At 56.8% G+C, this 16,860-nt stretch carries 15 protein-coding genes; 11 read left to right on the forward strand and 4 right to left on the reverse strand.

Features of this window, described 5'->3' with window-relative positions:
- The first annotated feature begins 11 nt into the window (after positions 1-11).
- Together GOV89_RS09590 and GOV89_RS09595 are read left to right on the forward strand one after the other, a co-directional pair.
- Positions 12-1,067, forward strand: a complete 1,056-nt coding sequence (locus GOV89_RS09590; protein ID WP_171176625.1) for an aldolase/citrate lyase family protein — start codon at positions 12-14, stop codon at positions 1,065-1,067.
- Between the two features lie 251 nt (positions 1,068-1,318).
- Positions 1,319-1,909: a hypothetical protein gene (locus tag GOV89_RS09595; RefSeq protein ID WP_171176626.1), complete on the forward strand. Its 591-nt coding sequence runs from the start codon at positions 1,319-1,321 to the stop codon at positions 1,907-1,909.
- A 24-nt stretch (positions 1,910-1,933) separates the two neighbouring features.
- On the opposite strand, the gene GOV89_RS09600 is transcribed toward GOV89_RS09595, so the two are convergent.
- The 4 genes from GOV89_RS09600 to paaG are packed head-to-tail and all read right to left on the reverse strand — an operon-like array spanning position 1,934 to position 5,082.
- Complete coding sequence (locus GOV89_RS09600; protein ID WP_171176628.1) at positions 1,934-2,530, reverse strand: TetR/AcrR family transcriptional regulator; 597 nt, start codon at positions 2,528-2,530, stop codon at positions 1,934-1,936.
- 3 nt (positions 2,531-2,533) lie between these two features.
- The gene (paaK, locus tag GOV89_RS09605) at positions 2,534-3,844 is read right to left on the reverse strand and encodes a phenylacetate--CoA ligase PaaK (RefSeq protein WP_171176630.1); all 1,311 of its coding nucleotides are present in this window, start codon (positions 3,842-3,844) and stop codon (positions 2,534-2,536) included.
- A gap of 24 nt (positions 3,845-3,868) precedes the next feature.
- On the reverse strand, positions 3,869-4,294 hold the full coding sequence (gene paaI / locus GOV89_RS09610; protein ID WP_171176632.1) for a hydroxyphenylacetyl-CoA thioesterase PaaI: 426 nt from the start codon (positions 4,292-4,294) through the stop codon (positions 3,869-3,871).
- Between the two features lie 2 nt (positions 4,295-4,296).
- Positions 4,297-5,082 carry a 2-(1,2-epoxy-1,2-dihydrophenyl)acetyl-CoA isomerase PaaG gene (gene paaG / locus GOV89_RS09615; protein ID WP_171176634.1) on the reverse strand — a complete coding sequence of 262 codons (786 nt, stop codon included), beginning with the start codon at positions 5,080-5,082 and terminating at the stop codon, positions 4,297-4,299.
- A gap of 103 nt (positions 5,083-5,185) precedes the next feature.
- Between paaG and GOV89_RS09620 the strand changes: the two genes are divergently transcribed.
- From GOV89_RS09620 to paaA, 9 genes are all read left to right on the forward strand, one after another.
- The gene (locus tag GOV89_RS09620) at positions 5,186-7,219 is read left to right on the forward strand and encodes an FAD-dependent oxidoreductase (RefSeq protein WP_171238024.1); all 2,034 of its coding nucleotides are present in this window, start codon (positions 5,186-5,188) and stop codon (positions 7,217-7,219) included.
- Positions 7,220-7,289: 70 nt separating this feature from the next.
- Positions 7,290-8,309 (forward strand): TRAP transporter substrate-binding protein, encoded by a 1,020-nt coding sequence (locus GOV89_RS09625; protein ID WP_171176638.1) that lies wholly within the window; start codon positions 7,290-7,292, stop codon positions 8,307-8,309.
- A gap of 57 nt (positions 8,310-8,366) precedes the next feature.
- Positions 8,367-8,870: a TRAP transporter small permease gene (locus tag GOV89_RS09630; protein ID WP_171176640.1), complete on the forward strand. Its 504-nt coding sequence runs from the start codon at positions 8,367-8,369 to the stop codon at positions 8,868-8,870.
- On the forward strand, positions 8,870-10,222 hold the full coding sequence (locus GOV89_RS09635; protein ID WP_171176642.1) for a TRAP transporter large permease: 1,353 nt from the start codon (positions 8,870-8,872) through the stop codon (positions 10,220-10,222). Before GOV89_RS09630 ends, GOV89_RS09635 begins: the two co-directional genes overlap by 1 nt.
- Positions 10,222-11,409 (forward strand): cytochrome P450, encoded by a 1,188-nt coding sequence (locus GOV89_RS09640; RefSeq protein WP_171176644.1) that lies wholly within the window; start codon positions 10,222-10,224, stop codon positions 11,407-11,409. The genes GOV89_RS09635 and GOV89_RS09640 overlap by 1 nt, the downstream gene beginning before the upstream one ends.
- Before the next feature lie 117 nt (positions 11,410-11,526).
- On the forward strand, positions 11,527-13,557 hold the full coding sequence (paaZ, locus tag GOV89_RS09645; RefSeq protein ID WP_171176646.1) for a phenylacetic acid degradation bifunctional protein PaaZ: 2,031 nt from the start codon (positions 11,527-11,529) through the stop codon (positions 13,555-13,557).
- Positions 13,558-13,618: 61 nt separating this feature from the next.
- Entirely contained in the window at positions 13,619-14,434 is an 816-nt protein-coding gene (locus tag GOV89_RS09650) for a PaaX family transcriptional regulator C-terminal domain-containing protein (protein ID WP_171176648.1), read from the forward strand.
- A gap of 221 nt (positions 14,435-14,655) precedes the next feature.
- Complete coding sequence (gene pcaF, locus GOV89_RS09655; RefSeq protein ID WP_171176650.1) at positions 14,656-15,858, forward strand: 3-oxoadipyl-CoA thiolase; 1,203 nt, start codon at positions 14,656-14,658, stop codon at positions 15,856-15,858.
- A gap of 15 nt (positions 15,859-15,873) precedes the next feature.
- Positions 15,874-16,851 carry a 1,2-phenylacetyl-CoA epoxidase subunit PaaA gene (paaA, locus tag GOV89_RS09660; RefSeq protein ID WP_171176652.1) on the forward strand — a complete coding sequence of 326 codons (978 nt, stop codon included), beginning with the start codon at positions 15,874-15,876 and terminating at the stop codon, positions 16,849-16,851.
- The last annotated feature ends 9 nt before the right edge of the window (positions 16,852-16,860 follow it).

A 16,860-nucleotide genomic window follows, 5' to 3' on the forward strand; every position in this document is an offset into this window, starting at 1 on the left:
AAGGAAAACTAATGCCTGCGCCACAAAATGCATTCAAGGCTGCGCTGACGGCCGGCTCTCCGCAGATCGGATGTTGGGTTGGTTTGGCCAATGCCTATGCGGCCGAGATCGCTGCCACAGCGCAGTTCGATTGGTTGCTGGTCGATGGCGAACACGCGCCTAACGATCTGCAATCGATCCTGGAGCAGGTGCGCGTGATTGAGGGGTCCGGCAGTGTGCCGGTCGCACGCCTGCCGATTGGCGAAACCTGGATGATCAAGCAATATCTCGACGCAGGAGTGCAGAATATTCTGGTGCCGATGGTCGAAAGCGGCGATCAGGCGCGCGAACTGGTCCGGGCCGTGCAATATCCGCCGCATGGCGTTCGTGGGGTTGGATCATCGCTGGCGCGGGCGTCACGCTTCGCTGCGATACCCGATTATTTGAAATCCGCCGACGAACAGATTTGCCTGCTTGTGCAGGTCGAGAGCAACAAGGGCATGGACGCGCTGGACGATGTTCTGGCGACTGATGTGGACGGTGTGTTTATCGGTCCCGCCGACCTCGCCGCTGACATGGGCCATCTAGGGGATGCGAACCACCCTGAGGTGGTTGCCGCAGTGCTGGATGCAATCCGCCGCATCGTGGCAGCAGGTAAAGCGGCCGGGATTTTGACGCTGGATCCAGACCTTCAACGTAAGTGTCTGGATCTCGGCGCGACGTTTGTGGCCACCAACATTGACGTGACCTTGTTTGCCAAATCAATCCGGTCTGCCGCTGTCGCGGGTCTGAGCCTGTTGCCTGATCAGACCGCAACAGGCATTGCGCAAACGAGCGCGGCCTCAAAATACCTGCAGCAGCTCTGCAAACATTGGTCGCACAAGGCCGAGGTCTCCTTTGATGGAACGCAGGGCAGCGCGTCTTTCCCTGACGGCGATCGGGTGACATTGACAGCAGATGCAACCACTTTGACGGTGACCGCCACAACCGGCCCGCGTGGCGATTTGCGTCGTTGGCAAAAGGTGATCGAGGCGCATTTGACCCGCTTTGCCTTTCGAGAAGAACTGAGCATCGATTGGACCGCTTGAAGTTTTCGATGCGGTGGCTCTAACTTCCGAAGTTGCACGTTGATTGAGTCGTAGGTTCGATGCTGAAGGTTGTTGTCCATCAGGGGTTTCACAAAACCGGAACCAGAACCCTGCAAACGATGCTGTACAGGAACCGTTTCCGGTTAAAGACCCGAGTCAATGCTTTAGTGCCACGGAATTTGAAAGACGCTGGCGTTGCCGCGCGCCGTTTTTCAGTGGTATCGGAAGAAAGAACGCTTGAAAAATTTCGCATGAAATTCCGTCAGGTTCTGCTGTCGTTGGATGGCCACTCTGACTTGCCGTTGCTGATCAGCAGCGAAGAGTTTGCAGGCATGATCCCGGGACGCAAGGGTGTGTGGTCCTATGCCCAAACGCACATCCTTGCCGAAGTTATCTGTGAGGAAATCAACAGACTCACAGACAACAAGGCGCGGATCACATTCTTTTACACGACCAGAGATACTACTGATTGGATCAAAAGCGTGTATTGGCAGAACATTCGCGGAAACAGAATACAAGAAGACCTGTGCGAATACACTGAACTGCTGAACCCGGGCGCGGACCTTGATGGCGTGGTGGCTCGGGTCGCCGAGCATATGTCTTCACGAGCTGACGTTATCTCTCTGAACACCTCGGGTCTGAGCGATCGTTTGTTTCCCGTCACCAAGGTGCTTTCGATTTTGAATGTACGGTCGGATGATCTGACACCCGTCCGCAACCTGAATGTTCAACCGGTTGGGGCCTCAGAACATTTCTTAGAACTGAACCGATCAGACATGACGGACGAGGATGTCATGATCGCAAAGCAAGCCTATCTGGATAGGTCTAAAGCCGCGACATAACGTTTTGTGTGCAGCGTTGTGCGCCTAAAGCTTTTGCACGCCATGCACTGTCAGCGTGCTGACCAGATCGGCATAGTCTTCGCGGGCTTTGGGGCCCGCGCCGGTATTCCACATATAATACCAGTTCAGCATCCCGAAGACCGACATCGTGGCACCGCGCAACTTGTCTTTGGCATCGTCGAAAGCTTCGGGAGACAACTCTTTGAGGATGTCGCGCACAAAATTCACCAAATCAAGCTGATAGCCCCGCAGGAGTTTCTGCTGCTCGTCTGTCAGCGCGCTCATGCCGCTGATCTGTACGCGGTGCTCGTCATCTGCGCCCTGATAAGCAAACAGGATTTCGCGCACCGCTGTGCGCAGCTTCTGCTCGGGGTTCAAACCGCTAAGATCCACGTTACAGATCCGATCCCTTAACTCGCGCAGGTATGTTTCAAGGATGTCATACAGGATGGCATCCTTGCTGTCGTAGTAGTGATAGATGTTGGCCTTCGAGATCCCGCATTCTTTGGCCAGCAATGTCATCGATGCGCGATCAAACCCCTGATCGGCAAACACTTTGGCCGCCATTTTCAGGATCTGCTCCCGCTTTTGGTCGTGGTCTTTGGCGATTGTTCGGGCCACGGTCTATTCCTTATCGCGATTGTCGACGACGCGCTTCGCCTTGCCCTGAGAGCGTTCGACGTCGCCGGGGTCACCTACAACAATTTCCGTTGAAACGCCAACAACGTCCTTGATCCGCTTGGTCAGCATTCGCGCCGCCGCAGTTTTGGAGAGTTCGTCGGTGGAATCGGTTGAGGATTCAACAAATACACGCATCGCATCCATGCGGCCCGACTTATACAATTCGATCTGATAATACGGGGCAAGCCCGCCCGTCGCCATGACCTGTTCTTCGATCTGGCTGGGGAAGACGTTTACGCCACGCAGGATCATCATGTCGTCGCTGCGACCTGTAATCTTTGCCATCCGGCGCATGGAACGTGCAGTTCCCGGCAGCAGGCATGTCAGGTCGCGCGTGCGATAACGGATCATTGGCAGCCCTTCCTTGGTCAGGGTTGTGAACACCAATTCACCAGTTTCGCCATCGGGCAGGACCTCACCGGACACGGGGTCGATGATTTCCGGCAGGAAGTGATCCTCCCAGATCACCGGACCGTCTTTGGTTTCAACGCATTCATTGGCCACCCCAGGACCCATGATCTCGGACAGGCCATAGATATCGACCGCATGCATATCAAACGCGGCTTCGACCTCGGCCCGCATCGCATCAGTCCAGGGTTCAGCACCAAACACACCAACTTTCAAAGAGCTTTCTCGGGGGTCGAGACCGGCCTTGTGGAACTGCTCTAGGATATTGAGCATATAGGACGGCGTCACCATGATCCCGTCAGGCTGGAAATCGTTGATCAGGTTAACCTGTTTCTCGGTTTGCCCCCCGGACATGGGAACAACGGTCGCGCCAAGGCGTTCAATCCCATAATGGGCGCCCAACCCGCCGGTGAACAGCCCATAACCATAGGCATTGTGGACCATGTCGCCTTTGCGCAGTCCCGAAGCACGCAGAGAACGCGCGCCCAAATCCGCCCAGTTGTCGATGTCATTCCTAGTGTAACCCACCACGGTCGGTTTACCAGTCGTGCCCGAGGACGCGTGAAGACGAATGATCTCGCTGCGCGGAACTGCAAACAAGCCAAAAGGGTAATTGTCGCGCAGATCGTTTTTGTATGTGAACGGAAACTTCGAAAGGTCGGTCAGTTGCTGCAGATCGTCGGGATGCACACCGGCTTCGTCAAACCGCTGTTTGTACATCGCAACGTTTTCGTATGCGTGGCGTACGGACCACTTGAGCCGTTCAAGCTGTGTGGCGCGAATTTCGTCGATCGAGGCGATCTCGATCGGGTCAAGATCCGCTTTGTTTGGGGAAAGGTCTTCCATCGCGTCACTCCTCCAGTCGCGAAGCTATTCTTGAAAATTCTGACCGCCCACTGCGCGGGACATGCCGCGAAACTCGGCGATCAGAGTGTTGTCTTGGTTTGTGACGCGAACGTCATAGATACCGCTGCGTCCGGACACAGTGACCTCTGTCGCGGTGGCTGTCAGGCGGTCGCCTTTGCTTCCGGGGGCGAGGAAGCTGATCATTGTGTGTTGCGCGACGGTTGCCTTGTTTCGGCTATTGCAGGCAAAGGCAAAGGCGCTGTCGGCCAGAGCGTGGGTGACGCCCCCATGGCATGTGCCATGACCATTGCAGTGATGGCTGGCGACGGTCAGTGCCAGAACTGCGTGGCCTTCGTCAATCTCGACAAGCTCCATGCCGAACCATTTGCTTGCCTCGTCATTTGCCCACATTGCAGCGGCGGATTTTTCGGCGCGTTCCTTTGGTGTCATCGTCACCGCCCCTGAAAGTTTGGCGCGCGTTTTTCAAGGAAACTGGATACGCCTTCGGCATAATCCACGCTTTCCCCGCAGGTTTTCATCGCGTCCGCCTCAATCTCAAGCTGATCCGAAAGCGATGTGGTGGCCGCAGATTGAATGCATTGCTTTGTCAGGCCCAGCCCAAGTGTTGGGCCGTTCGCCAACTGCGCGGTAAGCGTGCGTGCCTCACTCATCAGTTGATCGTCGGGCAGTGTTTTCCAGATCAGTCCCCAATCCTCTGCCTGTTTGGCTGAAAGGGGTTGGGCGGTCAGAGCCAACCCCTTAGCGCGTGCTTCACCTAACAGGCGCGGCAAATGCCAACTGCCACCCGTATCCGGTATCAGGCCGACCTTGGAAAAGCTCTGAATGAATTTGGCACTTTCCCCAGCCACAACCATGTCACAGGCCAACGCAAGATTTGCACCTGCGCCTGCGGCGACTCCGTTTACGGCACAGATGACCGGGAACTCCAAGGACCGGATCAACCGGACCAGAGGCGCATAAAACGTTCGTACCGTTTTGCTCAGATCCGGAGGGCCATCCATTTTGGATGGATCGCGATCGCCCAGGTCTTGACCTGCGCAGAACCCGCGCCCGGCACCGGTCAGCAGTATTGCGCGGGCCCCGTTGTCGCGTGCGGTCTTCAATGCGTCTTGCAGGGCCGCGTGCATGTCTTCATTGAACGCGTTCAACTTGTCTGGGCGGTTCAGGGTAATTTCAACCCAGTTCCCGTTGTTTTCTACAAGTATTGTATCGCTCATGACGTTCTCTTCCGGCCTCGTTCCAACTTAATCATTGCATTAACCGAACGGTTGGTCAATATATAAACCAGTACCGAATCTGGATCGATCAAAAGGGTTGTCGATGTTGCAGTCGTCGCTGGTAAGTGTTGAATTAAAGGGTGACGTGGCTTGGGTCACGGTCAACAACCCGCCAGTGAACGCGACCTCGACCGGTGTTCGACAGGGGCTGTCCGACGCTGTTGATGCGGTTCAGGGCGCGCGCGTGGCGGTGTTGTGTTGCGCTGGCAGGACCTTCATCGCTGGTGGTGACATGTCCGAGTTTGATGTGCCGCCGATTGAGCCGCATTTACCGGATGTTGTTCAGAAGATCGAAGACAGCAAAGTGCCATTTGTCGCCTGTATGCACGGCAACGTGCTGGGCGGCGGATTTGAGATAGCGATGGCCTGTGCGTGGCGGATCGCAGCGCGGGATACCGGTTTTGGTTTGCCCGAGGTCAATGTGGGACTGATCCCCGGGGCAGGTGGCACGCAACGCTTGCCGCGTCTTGTGGGGATGCAAGCTGCAATTGACATGGCGTGTTCCGGCAAGATCATGAAAGCTGAAGCGCTGGCGGAAATCGGGGGCATTGATTTGATCGCCGACGACCTATTGGATGCAGTTTCGGGATTTGTTGCCGACTTGCCTGAACGTCCACTGCCTGTCAGTCAGCGCACTGTACCGGACTTTGCGCCCGATCTGTTTGAAACAAGCCGTCTGGCGTTGCGGAAACGCGCCAAAGGGCAGCCATCGCCGCTGGAAAACCTGAGCGCTCTCGGTTGGTCCGTTGAGCCATTCGCCGAGGGGCAACCGAAAGAACGCGCCCGCCACTTGGCTTTGCGCCAAAGCGCTGAAAGCAGGGCGCTACGTCACGCATTCTTTGCTGAACGCACCGTATCCAAGCCTGCTTTGATCAAGGGTTCTACAGCCCGTGACATCACTCGGATAGCTGTTGTCGGCGGTGGGCTGATGGGTGCAGGCATTGCGACGGCCGCGCTGAATGGCGGGCTGTCGGTCACTTTGATTGAGCAAAACGCTGAGGCTGCATCGGCCGCTCAGCAGCGGGTTGAATCTCTGCTGAACGGGGCCGTCAAACGGGGCAAGATTTCTGAAGCGCAGTTGCGTAATCGTCTGACAAGTTTTCAGGCTGCCGAGAGCTATGCCGTTGCTGCAGATGCCGAGTTGGCAATCGAGGCTGTATTTGAGGATTTGTCCGTCAAGCAATCGGTGTTTGCGGAGCTTGCCAGCCATATGCACCGGGATGCAATCCTGGCCACGAATACGTCCTACCTAGATCCGGTAGACATCTTTGAGGACGTAGAAAACAAGGCTCGCTGCATTGGCCTGCATTTCTTCAGCCCGGCCCATGTGATGAAGCTGCTTGAGATCGTACATACGCCTGATACGTCGCCCGAAGTTTTGGCCACAGGTTTCGCCTTGGGCAGAAAGCTGCGGAAAGTGTCGGTTCTTTCGGGTATCTGCGATGGATTCATAGGCAACCGCATGCTGGCGGCGTATCGGCGCGAGGCTGATTATCTTCTGGCCGATGGGGCGCTGCCTTATCAGGTGGATCAAGCGATGCGCGCGTTTGGGATGCCCATGGGACCTTATGAGCTGCACGATCTGACCGGTCTTCAGATCGCCTGGGCCAACCGCAAGCGCAACGCCGAAACACGAAACCCTGATGAACGCTATGTCACCATCGCCGACCAATTGTGTGAGATGGGGCGGCTTGGCCAACGTACGGGCAAAGGATGGTACCGGTACGAAGATGGCAACCGTAAACCGGTCCGCGACCCGGAAGTTGAGGCGTTGATCGAAACCTACTCGGCCGAACAGGGCATAACCCGCCGAAGCTTTACAGAGCAGGACATTTCCTCGCGTATTCTAGCGGTTCTGGCCAACGAGGGCGCTTTAATCGTTCAGGAACGCATCGCGGAAAACGCGGAATCTGTCGATATGGTGCAAATCCATGGATATGGATTCCCGCGGTGGCGTGGCGGGCCAATGAACTACAGCAAGGAAATCGGCATCGCAATTTCGCGTGCAACGATGTTGACAGTTGCGAACGAAAACCCCGGCTCTTGGAGGATCGCGGACCATTCGGGGGATCTTTAATATGTTGATGGTTACAAAAGCGACCATTAACGCATTCTCGAGTCATGTTTCACAGGGAGGAGACAGAACCATGAAATTCACCAAGCTAAGCACATTATTGGCGTCGGCCGCGTTGGCCGTTTCGGGCACAGTGGCACTGGCTGCGGATTATACGCTGACCATTTCAAGCTGGGCGCCGCCGACCCATGGCATCAACGCCAAGATGTGGCCGAAATTCGTGGAGATGGTTGAAGAGGCGACAGACGGTAAGGTTACGGCAGAACTCAAGCTGGGCATTGCGCCGCCACCGGCGCAGATGGACTTGATCATGGATGGTGCAGCTGATGCGTCGATCATCTTCCATGGTTATCAACCCGGTCGTTTTGTCACCACCAAGATGATCGAACTGCCCGGATACGAGGGTTCGGCCGAGGACGCCTCGGTCGCTTATTGGCGCACATATGACAAGTTCCTCAAAGAGGCAGACGAACATCGCGGTGTGAAGGTGATCGCTCTGCACACGCATGGCCCTGCCCAGTTACATTCCAGCAGCCCTGTGACCACGCTGGATGAGGTGTCGGGCCTCAAGGTGCGTATCCCGGGTGGCGTTGGGGGGGACGTTGGCACGGCTCTGGGTGCGACCGGCATTCAGGTCCCTGCGCCGAAAGTCTATGAAACCCTGGCCTCGAAAGCTGCTGATGGGGTTGTGATGCCCTTTGAATCCCGCAAGGGCTTCAAGCTCACGGAAGTGGCACAGAATGTTTACGAAGTTCCAGGTGGTCTCTATCGCGGATCGTTTGCCTTCATCATGAACGAAGACACTTTTGCCGATCTGCCCGAAGATCTGCAGGCTGCTTTGGAAGAGAACGTCTTTGGTGAACCGCTGAGCCGCGAGATTGGCAAAATCTGGGACGAGATCGACGCCATCGGTCGCGAAGCAACCGAAACCACCGAGGGCAACGCGATCAACGCGGCATCTGCTGAAGATCTTGAGAAATTCAACACGATTGCCGTCGACGTGCGCGCCAAGGTCATTGACGAAGTCAACGACGCGGGCATCGACGCTCAAGCCGCTTATGACATGATCGTAAATGAAATGGCTTCGCAGTAATGCAGCCCGGCTGGCGGGCATGACCCGCCAGCCCTTTTCACCCGACGGGGACCAATCATGCACTCACTCGTGACCTTTGCGCGACGCATCAGTGTCGTTCCGACGCTGCTGGCCTGTGTGGCGCTGTTCATCCTGATGGTGATGACCTTTTTCGACGTTATCTTGCGTTCTGTCTTCAACGCGCCAATCGAGGCTGCGACTGAGCTGACACGTATTCTGATGGCGATCCTTGTCTTTTCGGTCCTGCCCATAATATCGGCCGGACGCGGACAGATCGCCGTGGACCTGACAGACGGGATTTTCGCACGTCTGCGGCTGAGCCGGGTGCGGGACGCGATTGTGTATCTGGTATCCGGCATCATGCTGATCTGGCCAATTCAGCGTGTCTGGGTGTTGGCAGAGCGGGCGCGGGACTACGGCGATGTCACCGAATACCTGTCGATTCCTGTCTTCTACGTGGGTTGGTTCATCGCTGCCTTCACCGCGATCACTGCTATCGCGATGATAATCACCGGGATTTTGCACATTTTTGCCCCCCAAGCCTTGTCGGAGCACTCCTGATGACTGCAGCTTTGATCGGTTTCGCCCTTGTCCTTGTTCTTGTGCTGCTGCGCCTGCCCATTGTGTTTGCGATGGGGCTAGTTGGGACGCTTGGCTTTGCATATGAACGCGGCGGCAGCATCCTGTCCGAACGTGGGTTGAAGGCTGCGATGTCCATGGTAGGCCGCCAGATCACCGATACGGCGCAGGATTACGGGCTGTCTGTTGTGCCGCTGTTCATCCTGATGGGCCTGTTCGTCAACAAGGGTGGCCTTGCGCGTGAACTTTATGCGGTATCGAATGCCTTCCTGGGCCATTTCCGCGGCGGCATCGCCATGGCCACGGTTGCAGCCTGTGGTGGGTTTTCTGCCATTTGTGGCTCGTCGCTGGCCACAGCGGCAACGATGTCGAAAGTCGCGATGCCGGAAATGCGCCGCTACGGTTACTCGGATGAGTTGTCGACGGCGTCGATTGCTGCGGGTGGAACACTGGGCATTCTGATCCCGCCATCGGTTATACTGGTGATCTATGGCCTTTTGACCGAAACCTCGATTGGCAAGCTTTTCGTTGCGGGAATAATTCCCGGCGTGTTGGGCATCCTGTTCTATCTGCTGGCGGTGCGTTGGACCGTTTGGCGCAGACCCGACGCCGGACCAGCAGGAGAGCGGCATGGCTGGGGCGAACGCCTTTCGGCTCTGCGCTCGGTCTGGGCCGTGCTGCTGCTGTTCTTCCTTGTGATCGGCGGGTTGTACGGGGTGTTTGACTTCTATCCGCTGAACCTGACCTTCAGCCCGACCGAGGCAGCTGGCATGGGCGCAATGGGTGCCTTCCTGATTGCGCTGTCTCGGGGTGGGCTAACCCTTGGTTCCATCTTTGAAGTGTTGAAAGAGACTAGTTTCACTGCTGCGGCGCTGTTCTCGGTTCTGATCGGAGCTCAGATCTTTTCGAATTTCATCAACTTGGCTGGCCTTCCCGAGGCACTGATCGCTTTGGTGACGGCCTATGAGGTTGAGCCGTTTATGGTGATCCTGATGATCCTCGGGATCTACATCATTCTGGGCTGTGTCTTTGAATCGCTGTCGATGCTGCTGCTGACAGTGCCTATCTTTTTCCCGCTGGTGACATCGCTGGGTTATGATCCGATCTGGTTTGGCATCGTTGTCGTTGTCGTGACTGAGATCAGCTTGATCACTCCCCCGGTCGGTTTGAACGTGTTCATTCTGAAAGGTGTGGTGGGGGATGTCTCAACCGGGACCATCTTTAAGGGCGTCACGCCGTTTTGGGTGGCGGATATCTTCCGCCTGGCGCTGATCGTTCTGGTGCCATGGCTGGTGCTGGTTCTGCCGGAACATATGGGAGCGATGGGTCACTGATGTTCTCTCTGACCGAACTTCCAACCGGTTTTCACGCGGACCCTTACCCGGCCTATGCCGCGCTGCGCGAAGACACGCCTGTCTGCTTTCAAGCCGATGGGTCTGTCATCCTTTCGCGCTATGACGATCTGGATCTGGTGTATCGGGACACGACACGGTTCATTTCGGACAAGAAGGCGGTTTTCGGGCCGAAATACGGGGTCGACAGCCCTTTATACGAACATCACACGACCAGTTTGGTGTTCAATGATCCGCCTTTGCACACCCGTGTTCGTAAGGTGATGGTCGGTGCGATGAACCCGCGGGCACTGGCGCAGATGGAGCCTGGCCTTGTGCAGCTTGTCGACGGCTTGCTGGACCAGATGCAGGCCAAGGGCACCGTTGAGTTGATTGGGGATTTTGCCGGGGCCATCCCGATTGAGATTATCGGCAACTTACTAGGCATTCCCCGATCCGAGCGCGGGCCCCTGCGGGATTGGTCTCTGGCCATTTTGGGCGCGCTGGAGCCTCAGTTAACTCCGGACCAAGAAGACTGGGGCAACCGTGCGGTGTCTGACTTCAAAGCATTCCTGCGCCACATCATAGATGATCGTCGCGCCAATCCAGGTGACCCGTCAACGGACGTGCTGACACGATTGATGCAGGATGACACCGATGGCGGGTTGACCGAGGTCGAGTTGTACCAAAACTGCATCTTCATCCTGAATGCTGGGCATGAGACCACGACCAATCTGATCGGCAACGCGCTGGAGTTGCTGGACCGGCACCGTGACAAGCGGGCCGAGTTGCTGGCCGACCCAGAGTTCATAAACACAGCCGTGGACGAGTTTCTGAGGTTGGAAAGCCCCAACCAATTCGGCAACCGTTTGACCACCGAGGATGTCATCTTCCACGGCCAAACCATTCCCGCCGGAACAGATATCCATCTTTGCATCGGAGCCGCCAACCGCGACCCGCGACAGTTTGAGCGGCCCGATGAAATGAAGTTGGACCGACGCCGCAATAAACATCACGCCTTTGCTGGTGGACCCCACACCTGCGTTGGCCTGACCTTGGCCCGTATGGAGGGCCGCGTGGCGGTCGGGCGTTTTCTGGCTCGCTTCCCGAATTATTGCATCACCGATGGTGCTGAACGCGGTGGCCGTATCCGGTTTCGGGGTTTCGCGCGACTTCCCGCGCAGTTTTGAAGGGTACGGTTTATGTTGTTGCTGTGCAAAAATAACGACCGACCGTACGGTTAAAGATATGACCTCACACGTTCGGCTAGGTGATGTGAGGATCCAGACACTGATGAGGAGACGCTCATGACCATCCAACAGATATCCAGCTTTGCCGCCGGTGCATGGGTGCCGCCTGGTGCCGGGGCGCGCAATATTGCCAGCGCCGTAACGGGCGAGGTGATTGCAACTGCGGGCAACGCGGAACTGGACGTGCAAGGAATGCTGGACTATGCGCGCGACGTCGGTGGGCCGGCCCTGCGCAAGATGACCTTTCATGAGCGGGCCAAGATGCTCAAGGCGGTGTCGCTGCATCTGGGCCAGCACAAGCAGGCGCTCTATGATCTGTCTTTCAACACAGGCGCGACGCAGTCGGACCATATGATCGACATCGATGGCGGCATTGGCACGATGTTTGTCTTTGCCTCGAAGGGACGCCGGGAAATGCCGGACGGGCATGTCTATCTGGACGGTGATGTTGAGCAACTATCGCGCAACGGGACGTTTCTGGGCCAGCACATCTGCACCCCGTTGCACGGCGTGGCGGTTCACATAAATGCGTTTAACTTTCCGGTCTGGGGTATGTTGGAGAAACTGGCGCCAACTCTGTTGGCCGGTGTTCCGGCCATCGTTAAACCGGCGACGAATTCTTGCTACGTGACCGAGCTGTGTGTGCGGTTGATGTTGGACTCCGGTATTTTGCCCGCCGGGGCGCTTCAGTTGGTGTCGGGCGGTTTGGGCGACATGCTGGACCGTTTGACCCTGCAGGATGTGGTCAGCTTTACCGGCTCGGCAGATACGGCGTTGAAATTGCGATCCAACCCCGTGATCCTTGAAAACTCTGTGCGGTTTGTGGCGGAACAGGATAGCCTTAATTGCTCGATACTTGGTCCAGATGCCAAGCCGGGTACGCCTGAGTTCGACCTTTTCGTCAAAGAGGTCCAGCGCGAGATGACGGCGAAGGCTGGTCAGAAATGTACCGCAATCCGTCGGATCATCGCGCCAGAGGTGCAGGTGCAAGCCGTGATCGAGGCGTTGTCCGCGCGGCTGGCCAAAACCGTTATCGGCGACCCAAGGCTTGAAACCACCCGCATGGGCGCATTGGTCTCGAATGGTCAGAAACGTGACGTTCTGGAAAAGGCGACGATCATTGGCCAAGAGGCCGAGCGTGTCTTTGGCAACCCGGATGATTTTGCGGTCGATGGAGCAGATCCTGAAAAAGGGGCCTTCCTGCCGCCAATGCTTTACCATTGTGCCAACCCTGACGCGGCGCAGCGTGTACACGATACCGAAGCTTTTGGGCCGGTTAGCACGGTCATGGGCTATCGCGATCTCGACCATGCGATTGAACTGGCAAACCGGGGGCAAGGATCTTTGGTGGCGTCGGTCATCACGCATGATCCTGACGTGGCGCGTCAGGTCGCCATTGGGGCAGGGGCGTATCATGGGCGTTTGTACTTCAACAACCGTGACTCGATGAAAGAATCCACCGGTCACGGTTCACCTTTGCCTCATATGGTGCATGGCGGCCCCGGACGCGCTGGCGGCGGCGAAGAGATGGGCGGCGTGCGTGGTGTTAAACACTATATGCAACGGACCGCCATTCAGGGCTCACCTGATCTGTTGACCGCGATTGGAAACAGATGGGTGCCCGGCGCGACCGAGGTCAAAGGCCCCGCCCATCCGTTCACGCGCAGGTTTCATGACCTTGCGATTGGCGAGACCATCCACACGGAACCGCGCACCATAACAATGGAAGACATTGAACACTTCGCCACTTTCACAGGCGATACCTTCTATGCCCATATGGATCAGGCGGCGGCGGAGCGGAACCCGTTCTTTCCGGGTCGCGTCGCCCATGGCTATTTGTTGCTGTCATTTGCCGCTGGATTGTTTGTCGAACCAAATGAAGGGCCGGTGCTGGCCAATACCGGTCTGGATGGGTTGCGTTTTATGAAGCCGGTTGAAGCCGGTGACAGCATCAAAGTGCGCCTGACGGTCAAGGCCAAAACTAAGCGCAATGACGAATATGGCGAAGTTCGTTGGCACGTCACGCTGACTCAGCAAGATGACGAACAGGTCGCAGAATATGAGCTATTGACGATGGTTGCTTACTAGCCACTTGGATGCTTGCGATGGGCCGGATGGTAATTCCCTTCGGCCCGATTATACTTCGTGTATGAAAGACATCAGCCCTGATTGGTTCGAAACCTGTGTCAGTCAACTGACCAACACCGGCACACAGCGGGTGTGGTCAGTGCTGGTTACGATATTTGGAGATTTGGCGCCCAGCGGATCGGACCGGGTCAGTGGCAGCTTGATCACGGCGCTCACCAGTCTGGCCGGAATCAAGTCTGAGGCGACGCGTGTTGCACTACATCGGCTGCGGAAAGAAGGTTGGATCGAAAGTACGCGGGTGGGGCGCACCAGCGTGCACCGCTTGACGGATTTTGGTCGCAGCCAAAGTGCCGCCGCCGCGCCGCGTATCTATTCCCGTGAGACCGACAAGCCGGACATCTGGCATGTGCTGATCGCCAGCGGTTCTGAAAGTTCCCGCAAAGAACTGTCAGATCTGATGCTCATTGGTGACTATATCTCAGTCAATGCCTCTACGGCCATGGCACCGGGCCCGGCCCCTGATGGGCTGGAAGACCTGCTGGGGATTGAAAGCAGTGCCATATCAGTGCCCGATTGGATGCGAGATTTGTGTGGGCCTGAACCTCTGAAAGACGCTTACAGTCAGTTCTGGACCACTCTTCAGTTCGTCGAGCATCATTTGCCCACCAAGGGGATGGAAGACCCCCTGCAAACTGCCGTTCTGCGTGTTCTGATCGTTCATGGGTGGCGGCGGCTTATCCTACGCCATCCCCCTTTGCCACCTGCCTTTCTGCCAGAAGACTGGAAAGGTGCGGAGTGCCGACAGTCCGTGGTGCAGCTGTTAGACAGGTTGCCTCGCCCGAACCTTGCGTCGCTGGAAGCCGTTTTAGACGATTGATTCCGAGCGGGACGTGAGCGTCGCCCGGTCAGCTAAGTATTGTTTGGATCACCGCCTTAGGCGGCCCCGAATATCGCAACGATAAAGTTCTGACTTTATATGTTACAAAAATGGTGAACGTGGTCAAAGAAAGGTAACATAAAGCTTGCCTCGAATCGGTTACTTTAATAAAAACCGACCAGACGGTTAATGAATACTGACGCGAACAGGAGACCTCGGACATGGACGCATTCATTTGCGACGCGACGCGTACACCGATTGGGCGGTATGGCGGAGCGCTGTCTTCGGTTCGCACGGATGATCTTGCGGCTTTGCCACTGGCGGCGTTGAAAGAACGCAACCCTCAGGTCGATTGGGCCAGTGTCGACGATGTGATCTATGGTGATGCCAATCAGGCCGGAGAGAGCAACAGGAACGTTGCGCGAATGGCGGCCTTGTTGGCCGGGTTGCCAATCGACGTTCCGGGAACAACGGTAAACCGTCTTTGCGCCAGCGGTATGGATGCCGTTGGAATGGCAGCCCGTGGCATCAAGGCAGGCGATTACGATCTGGCCATTGCGGGGGGCGTGGAAAGCATGTCCCGCGCACCGTTTGTGATGCCCAAGGCAACTTCGGCGTTCACTCGCAACAACGCGGTGCACGACACCACGATCGGATGGCGTTTCGTGAACCCGAAGATGAAGCAGGACTACGGCGTGGATTCCATGCCGCAGACTGCCGACAACGTGGCTGAGGACTATGGCATCAGTCGTGAAGATCAGGATGCCTTTGCTGCACGCAGCCAGGCCCGGTGGGCGGCCGCTCATGCGGCGGGTGTTTTCGGCGATGAAATCACTCCGGTTTCGGTGCCACAGCGAAAAGGCGACCCGATCATTGTGGATACGGATGAACACCCGCGTCCGGGAACCACAGCAGAAAAGCTGTCGGGTCTCAAAGGGGTGAACGGACCGGAAAAGACCGTCACAGCGGGCAATGCTTCAGGTGTAAATGATGGCGCGGCAGCCATTCTGATGGCGAATGAGACGGCGGCGGTCAAGAATGGTCTGACCCCGATGGCCCGTGTGGTGGGCATGTCGGTTGCGGGTGTTGCGCCGCGTGTCATGGGCATCGGCCCGGTGCCCGCCAGCCGCAAGGTTCTGGCCCGAGCAGGGTTGAGCATCGAACAGATGGACGTGATCGAGTTGAATGAGGCGTTTGCCTCTCAGGGCCTTGCCACCCTGCGCGAGTTGGGCCTGCCGGACGATGCGTCCCACGTGAACCCCAATGGAGGGGCCATCGCTTTGGGCCACCCACTGGGCATGAGCGGTGCGCGTCTGGTGCTGACCGCGGCCTATCAATTGAAGCGAACCGGGGGTCGCTATGCGCTCTGCACCATGTGTGTGGGCGTCGGGCAGGGCGCGGCCCTCATTCTTGAACGCGTGTAACGGAGGAGACGGGACATGTATGCTCAGATGGTTAAATCCGAAGCATCAAACGAAGATCCGGAGAAACTGGCAGAGTTCCAGGCGCGGATTGATGCCGATATCAAGATCGAACCAAAAGATTGGATGCCTCAGGCTTATCGCAAGACCCTGATCCGTCAGATCGGTCAGCACGCGCATTCTGAAATCGTAGGTCAACTGCCCGAAGGCAACTGGATCACCCGCGCACCGACGTTGGAGCGCAAGGCGATCCTGCTGGCCAAGGTGCAGGATGAAGCCGGGCATGGACTTTACCTCTACTGTGCAGCTGAGACGCTGGGTGTCAGCCGGGACGAGATCACCGAGATGCTGCTTGATGGGCGTATGAAATACTCGTCGATCTTCAACTATCCGACGTTGAACTGGGCCGATATTGGTGCTGTTGGATGGCTGGTGGATGGGGCGGCTATCATGAACCAAGTTCCGCTGCAGCGGACATCTTTCGGACCATACTCGCGCGCCATGATCCGTATCTGCAAGGAAGAGAGCTTCCATCAGCGGCAAGGTTACGACGCGATCCGCAAAATGGCCGAAGGTACGCCCGAGCAGCGCAAGATGGCTCAGGATGCGATGAACCGCTTCTGGTATCCGTCCCTGATGATGTTCGGCCCGTCCGACAAGGACTCGGTTCATTCTGCCCAGTCGATGGCGTGGAAAATCAAGATCAATACAAATGATGAGCTGCGTCAAAAGTTTGTCGACCAGACCGTGCCGCAGGCCGAGTATCTGGGCCTGACCATTCCCGACTCAGACCTGAAATGGAACGAAGAACGCGGGCACTACGATTTCTCAGAACCTGACTGGTCGGAATTCTTCGACGTGATCAAAGGCAACGGGCCGTGCAACGTGGATCGTCTGGCAGCCCGCAACAAGGCCTGGGATGACGGGAAATGGGTGCGTGACGGTCTTTTGGCGCACGCCCGCAAGAAGCAATCCGGCAATCTGGCAGCAGAGTAAACCCAAGGA

Origin of the sequence: Ruegeria sp. HKCCA5763, assembly GCF_013034545.1 — a bacterium.
Lineage (GTDB): Bacteria > Pseudomonadota > Alphaproteobacteria > Rhodobacterales > Rhodobacteraceae > Ruegeria.

Excerpts from the sequence above, each read along its gene's own strand:
- GOV89_RS09590 (WP_171176625.1), top strand. The coding sequence starts at position 12 with ATGCCTGCGCCACAAAATGCATTCAAGGCTGCGCTGACGGCCGGCTCT.
- GOV89_RS09595 (WP_171176626.1), top strand. The coding sequence starts at position 1,319 with ATGAAATTCCGTCAGGTTCTGCTGTCGTTGGATGGCCACTCTGACTTG.
- paaK (WP_171176630.1), bottom strand. The coding sequence starts at position 3,844 with ATGGAAGACCTTTCCCCAAACAAAGCGGATCTTGACCCGATCGAGATC.
- paaI (WP_171176632.1), bottom strand. The coding sequence starts at position 4,294 with ATGACACCAAAGGAACGCGCCGAAAAATCCGCCGCTGCAATGTGGGCA.
- paaG (WP_171176634.1), bottom strand. The coding sequence starts at position 5,082 with ATGAGCGATACAATACTTGTAGAAAACAACGGGAACTGGGTTGAAATT.
- GOV89_RS09620 (WP_171238024.1), top strand. The coding sequence starts at position 5,186 with ATGTTGCAGTCGTCGCTGGTAAGTGTTGAATTAAAGGGTGACGTGGCT.
- GOV89_RS09625 (WP_171176638.1), top strand. The coding sequence starts at position 7,290 with ATGAAATTCACCAAGCTAAGCACATTATTGGCGTCGGCCGCGTTGGCC.
- GOV89_RS09630 (WP_171176640.1), top strand. The coding sequence starts at position 8,367 with ATGCACTCACTCGTGACCTTTGCGCGACGCATCAGTGTCGTTCCGACG.
- GOV89_RS09635 (WP_171176642.1), top strand. The coding sequence starts at position 8,870 with ATGACTGCAGCTTTGATCGGTTTCGCCCTTGTCCTTGTTCTTGTGCTG.
- GOV89_RS09640 (WP_171176644.1), top strand. The coding sequence starts at position 10,222 with ATGTTCTCTCTGACCGAACTTCCAACCGGTTTTCACGCGGACCCTTAC.
- paaZ (WP_171176646.1), top strand. The coding sequence starts at position 11,527 with ATGACCATCCAACAGATATCCAGCTTTGCCGCCGGTGCATGGGTGCCG.
- GOV89_RS09650 (WP_171176648.1), top strand. The coding sequence starts at position 13,619 with ATGAAAGACATCAGCCCTGATTGGTTCGAAACCTGTGTCAGTCAACTG.
- pcaF (WP_171176650.1), top strand. The coding sequence starts at position 14,656 with ATGGACGCATTCATTTGCGACGCGACGCGTACACCGATTGGGCGGTAT.
- paaA (WP_171176652.1), top strand. The coding sequence starts at position 15,874 with ATGTATGCTCAGATGGTTAAATCCGAAGCATCAAACGAAGATCCGGAG.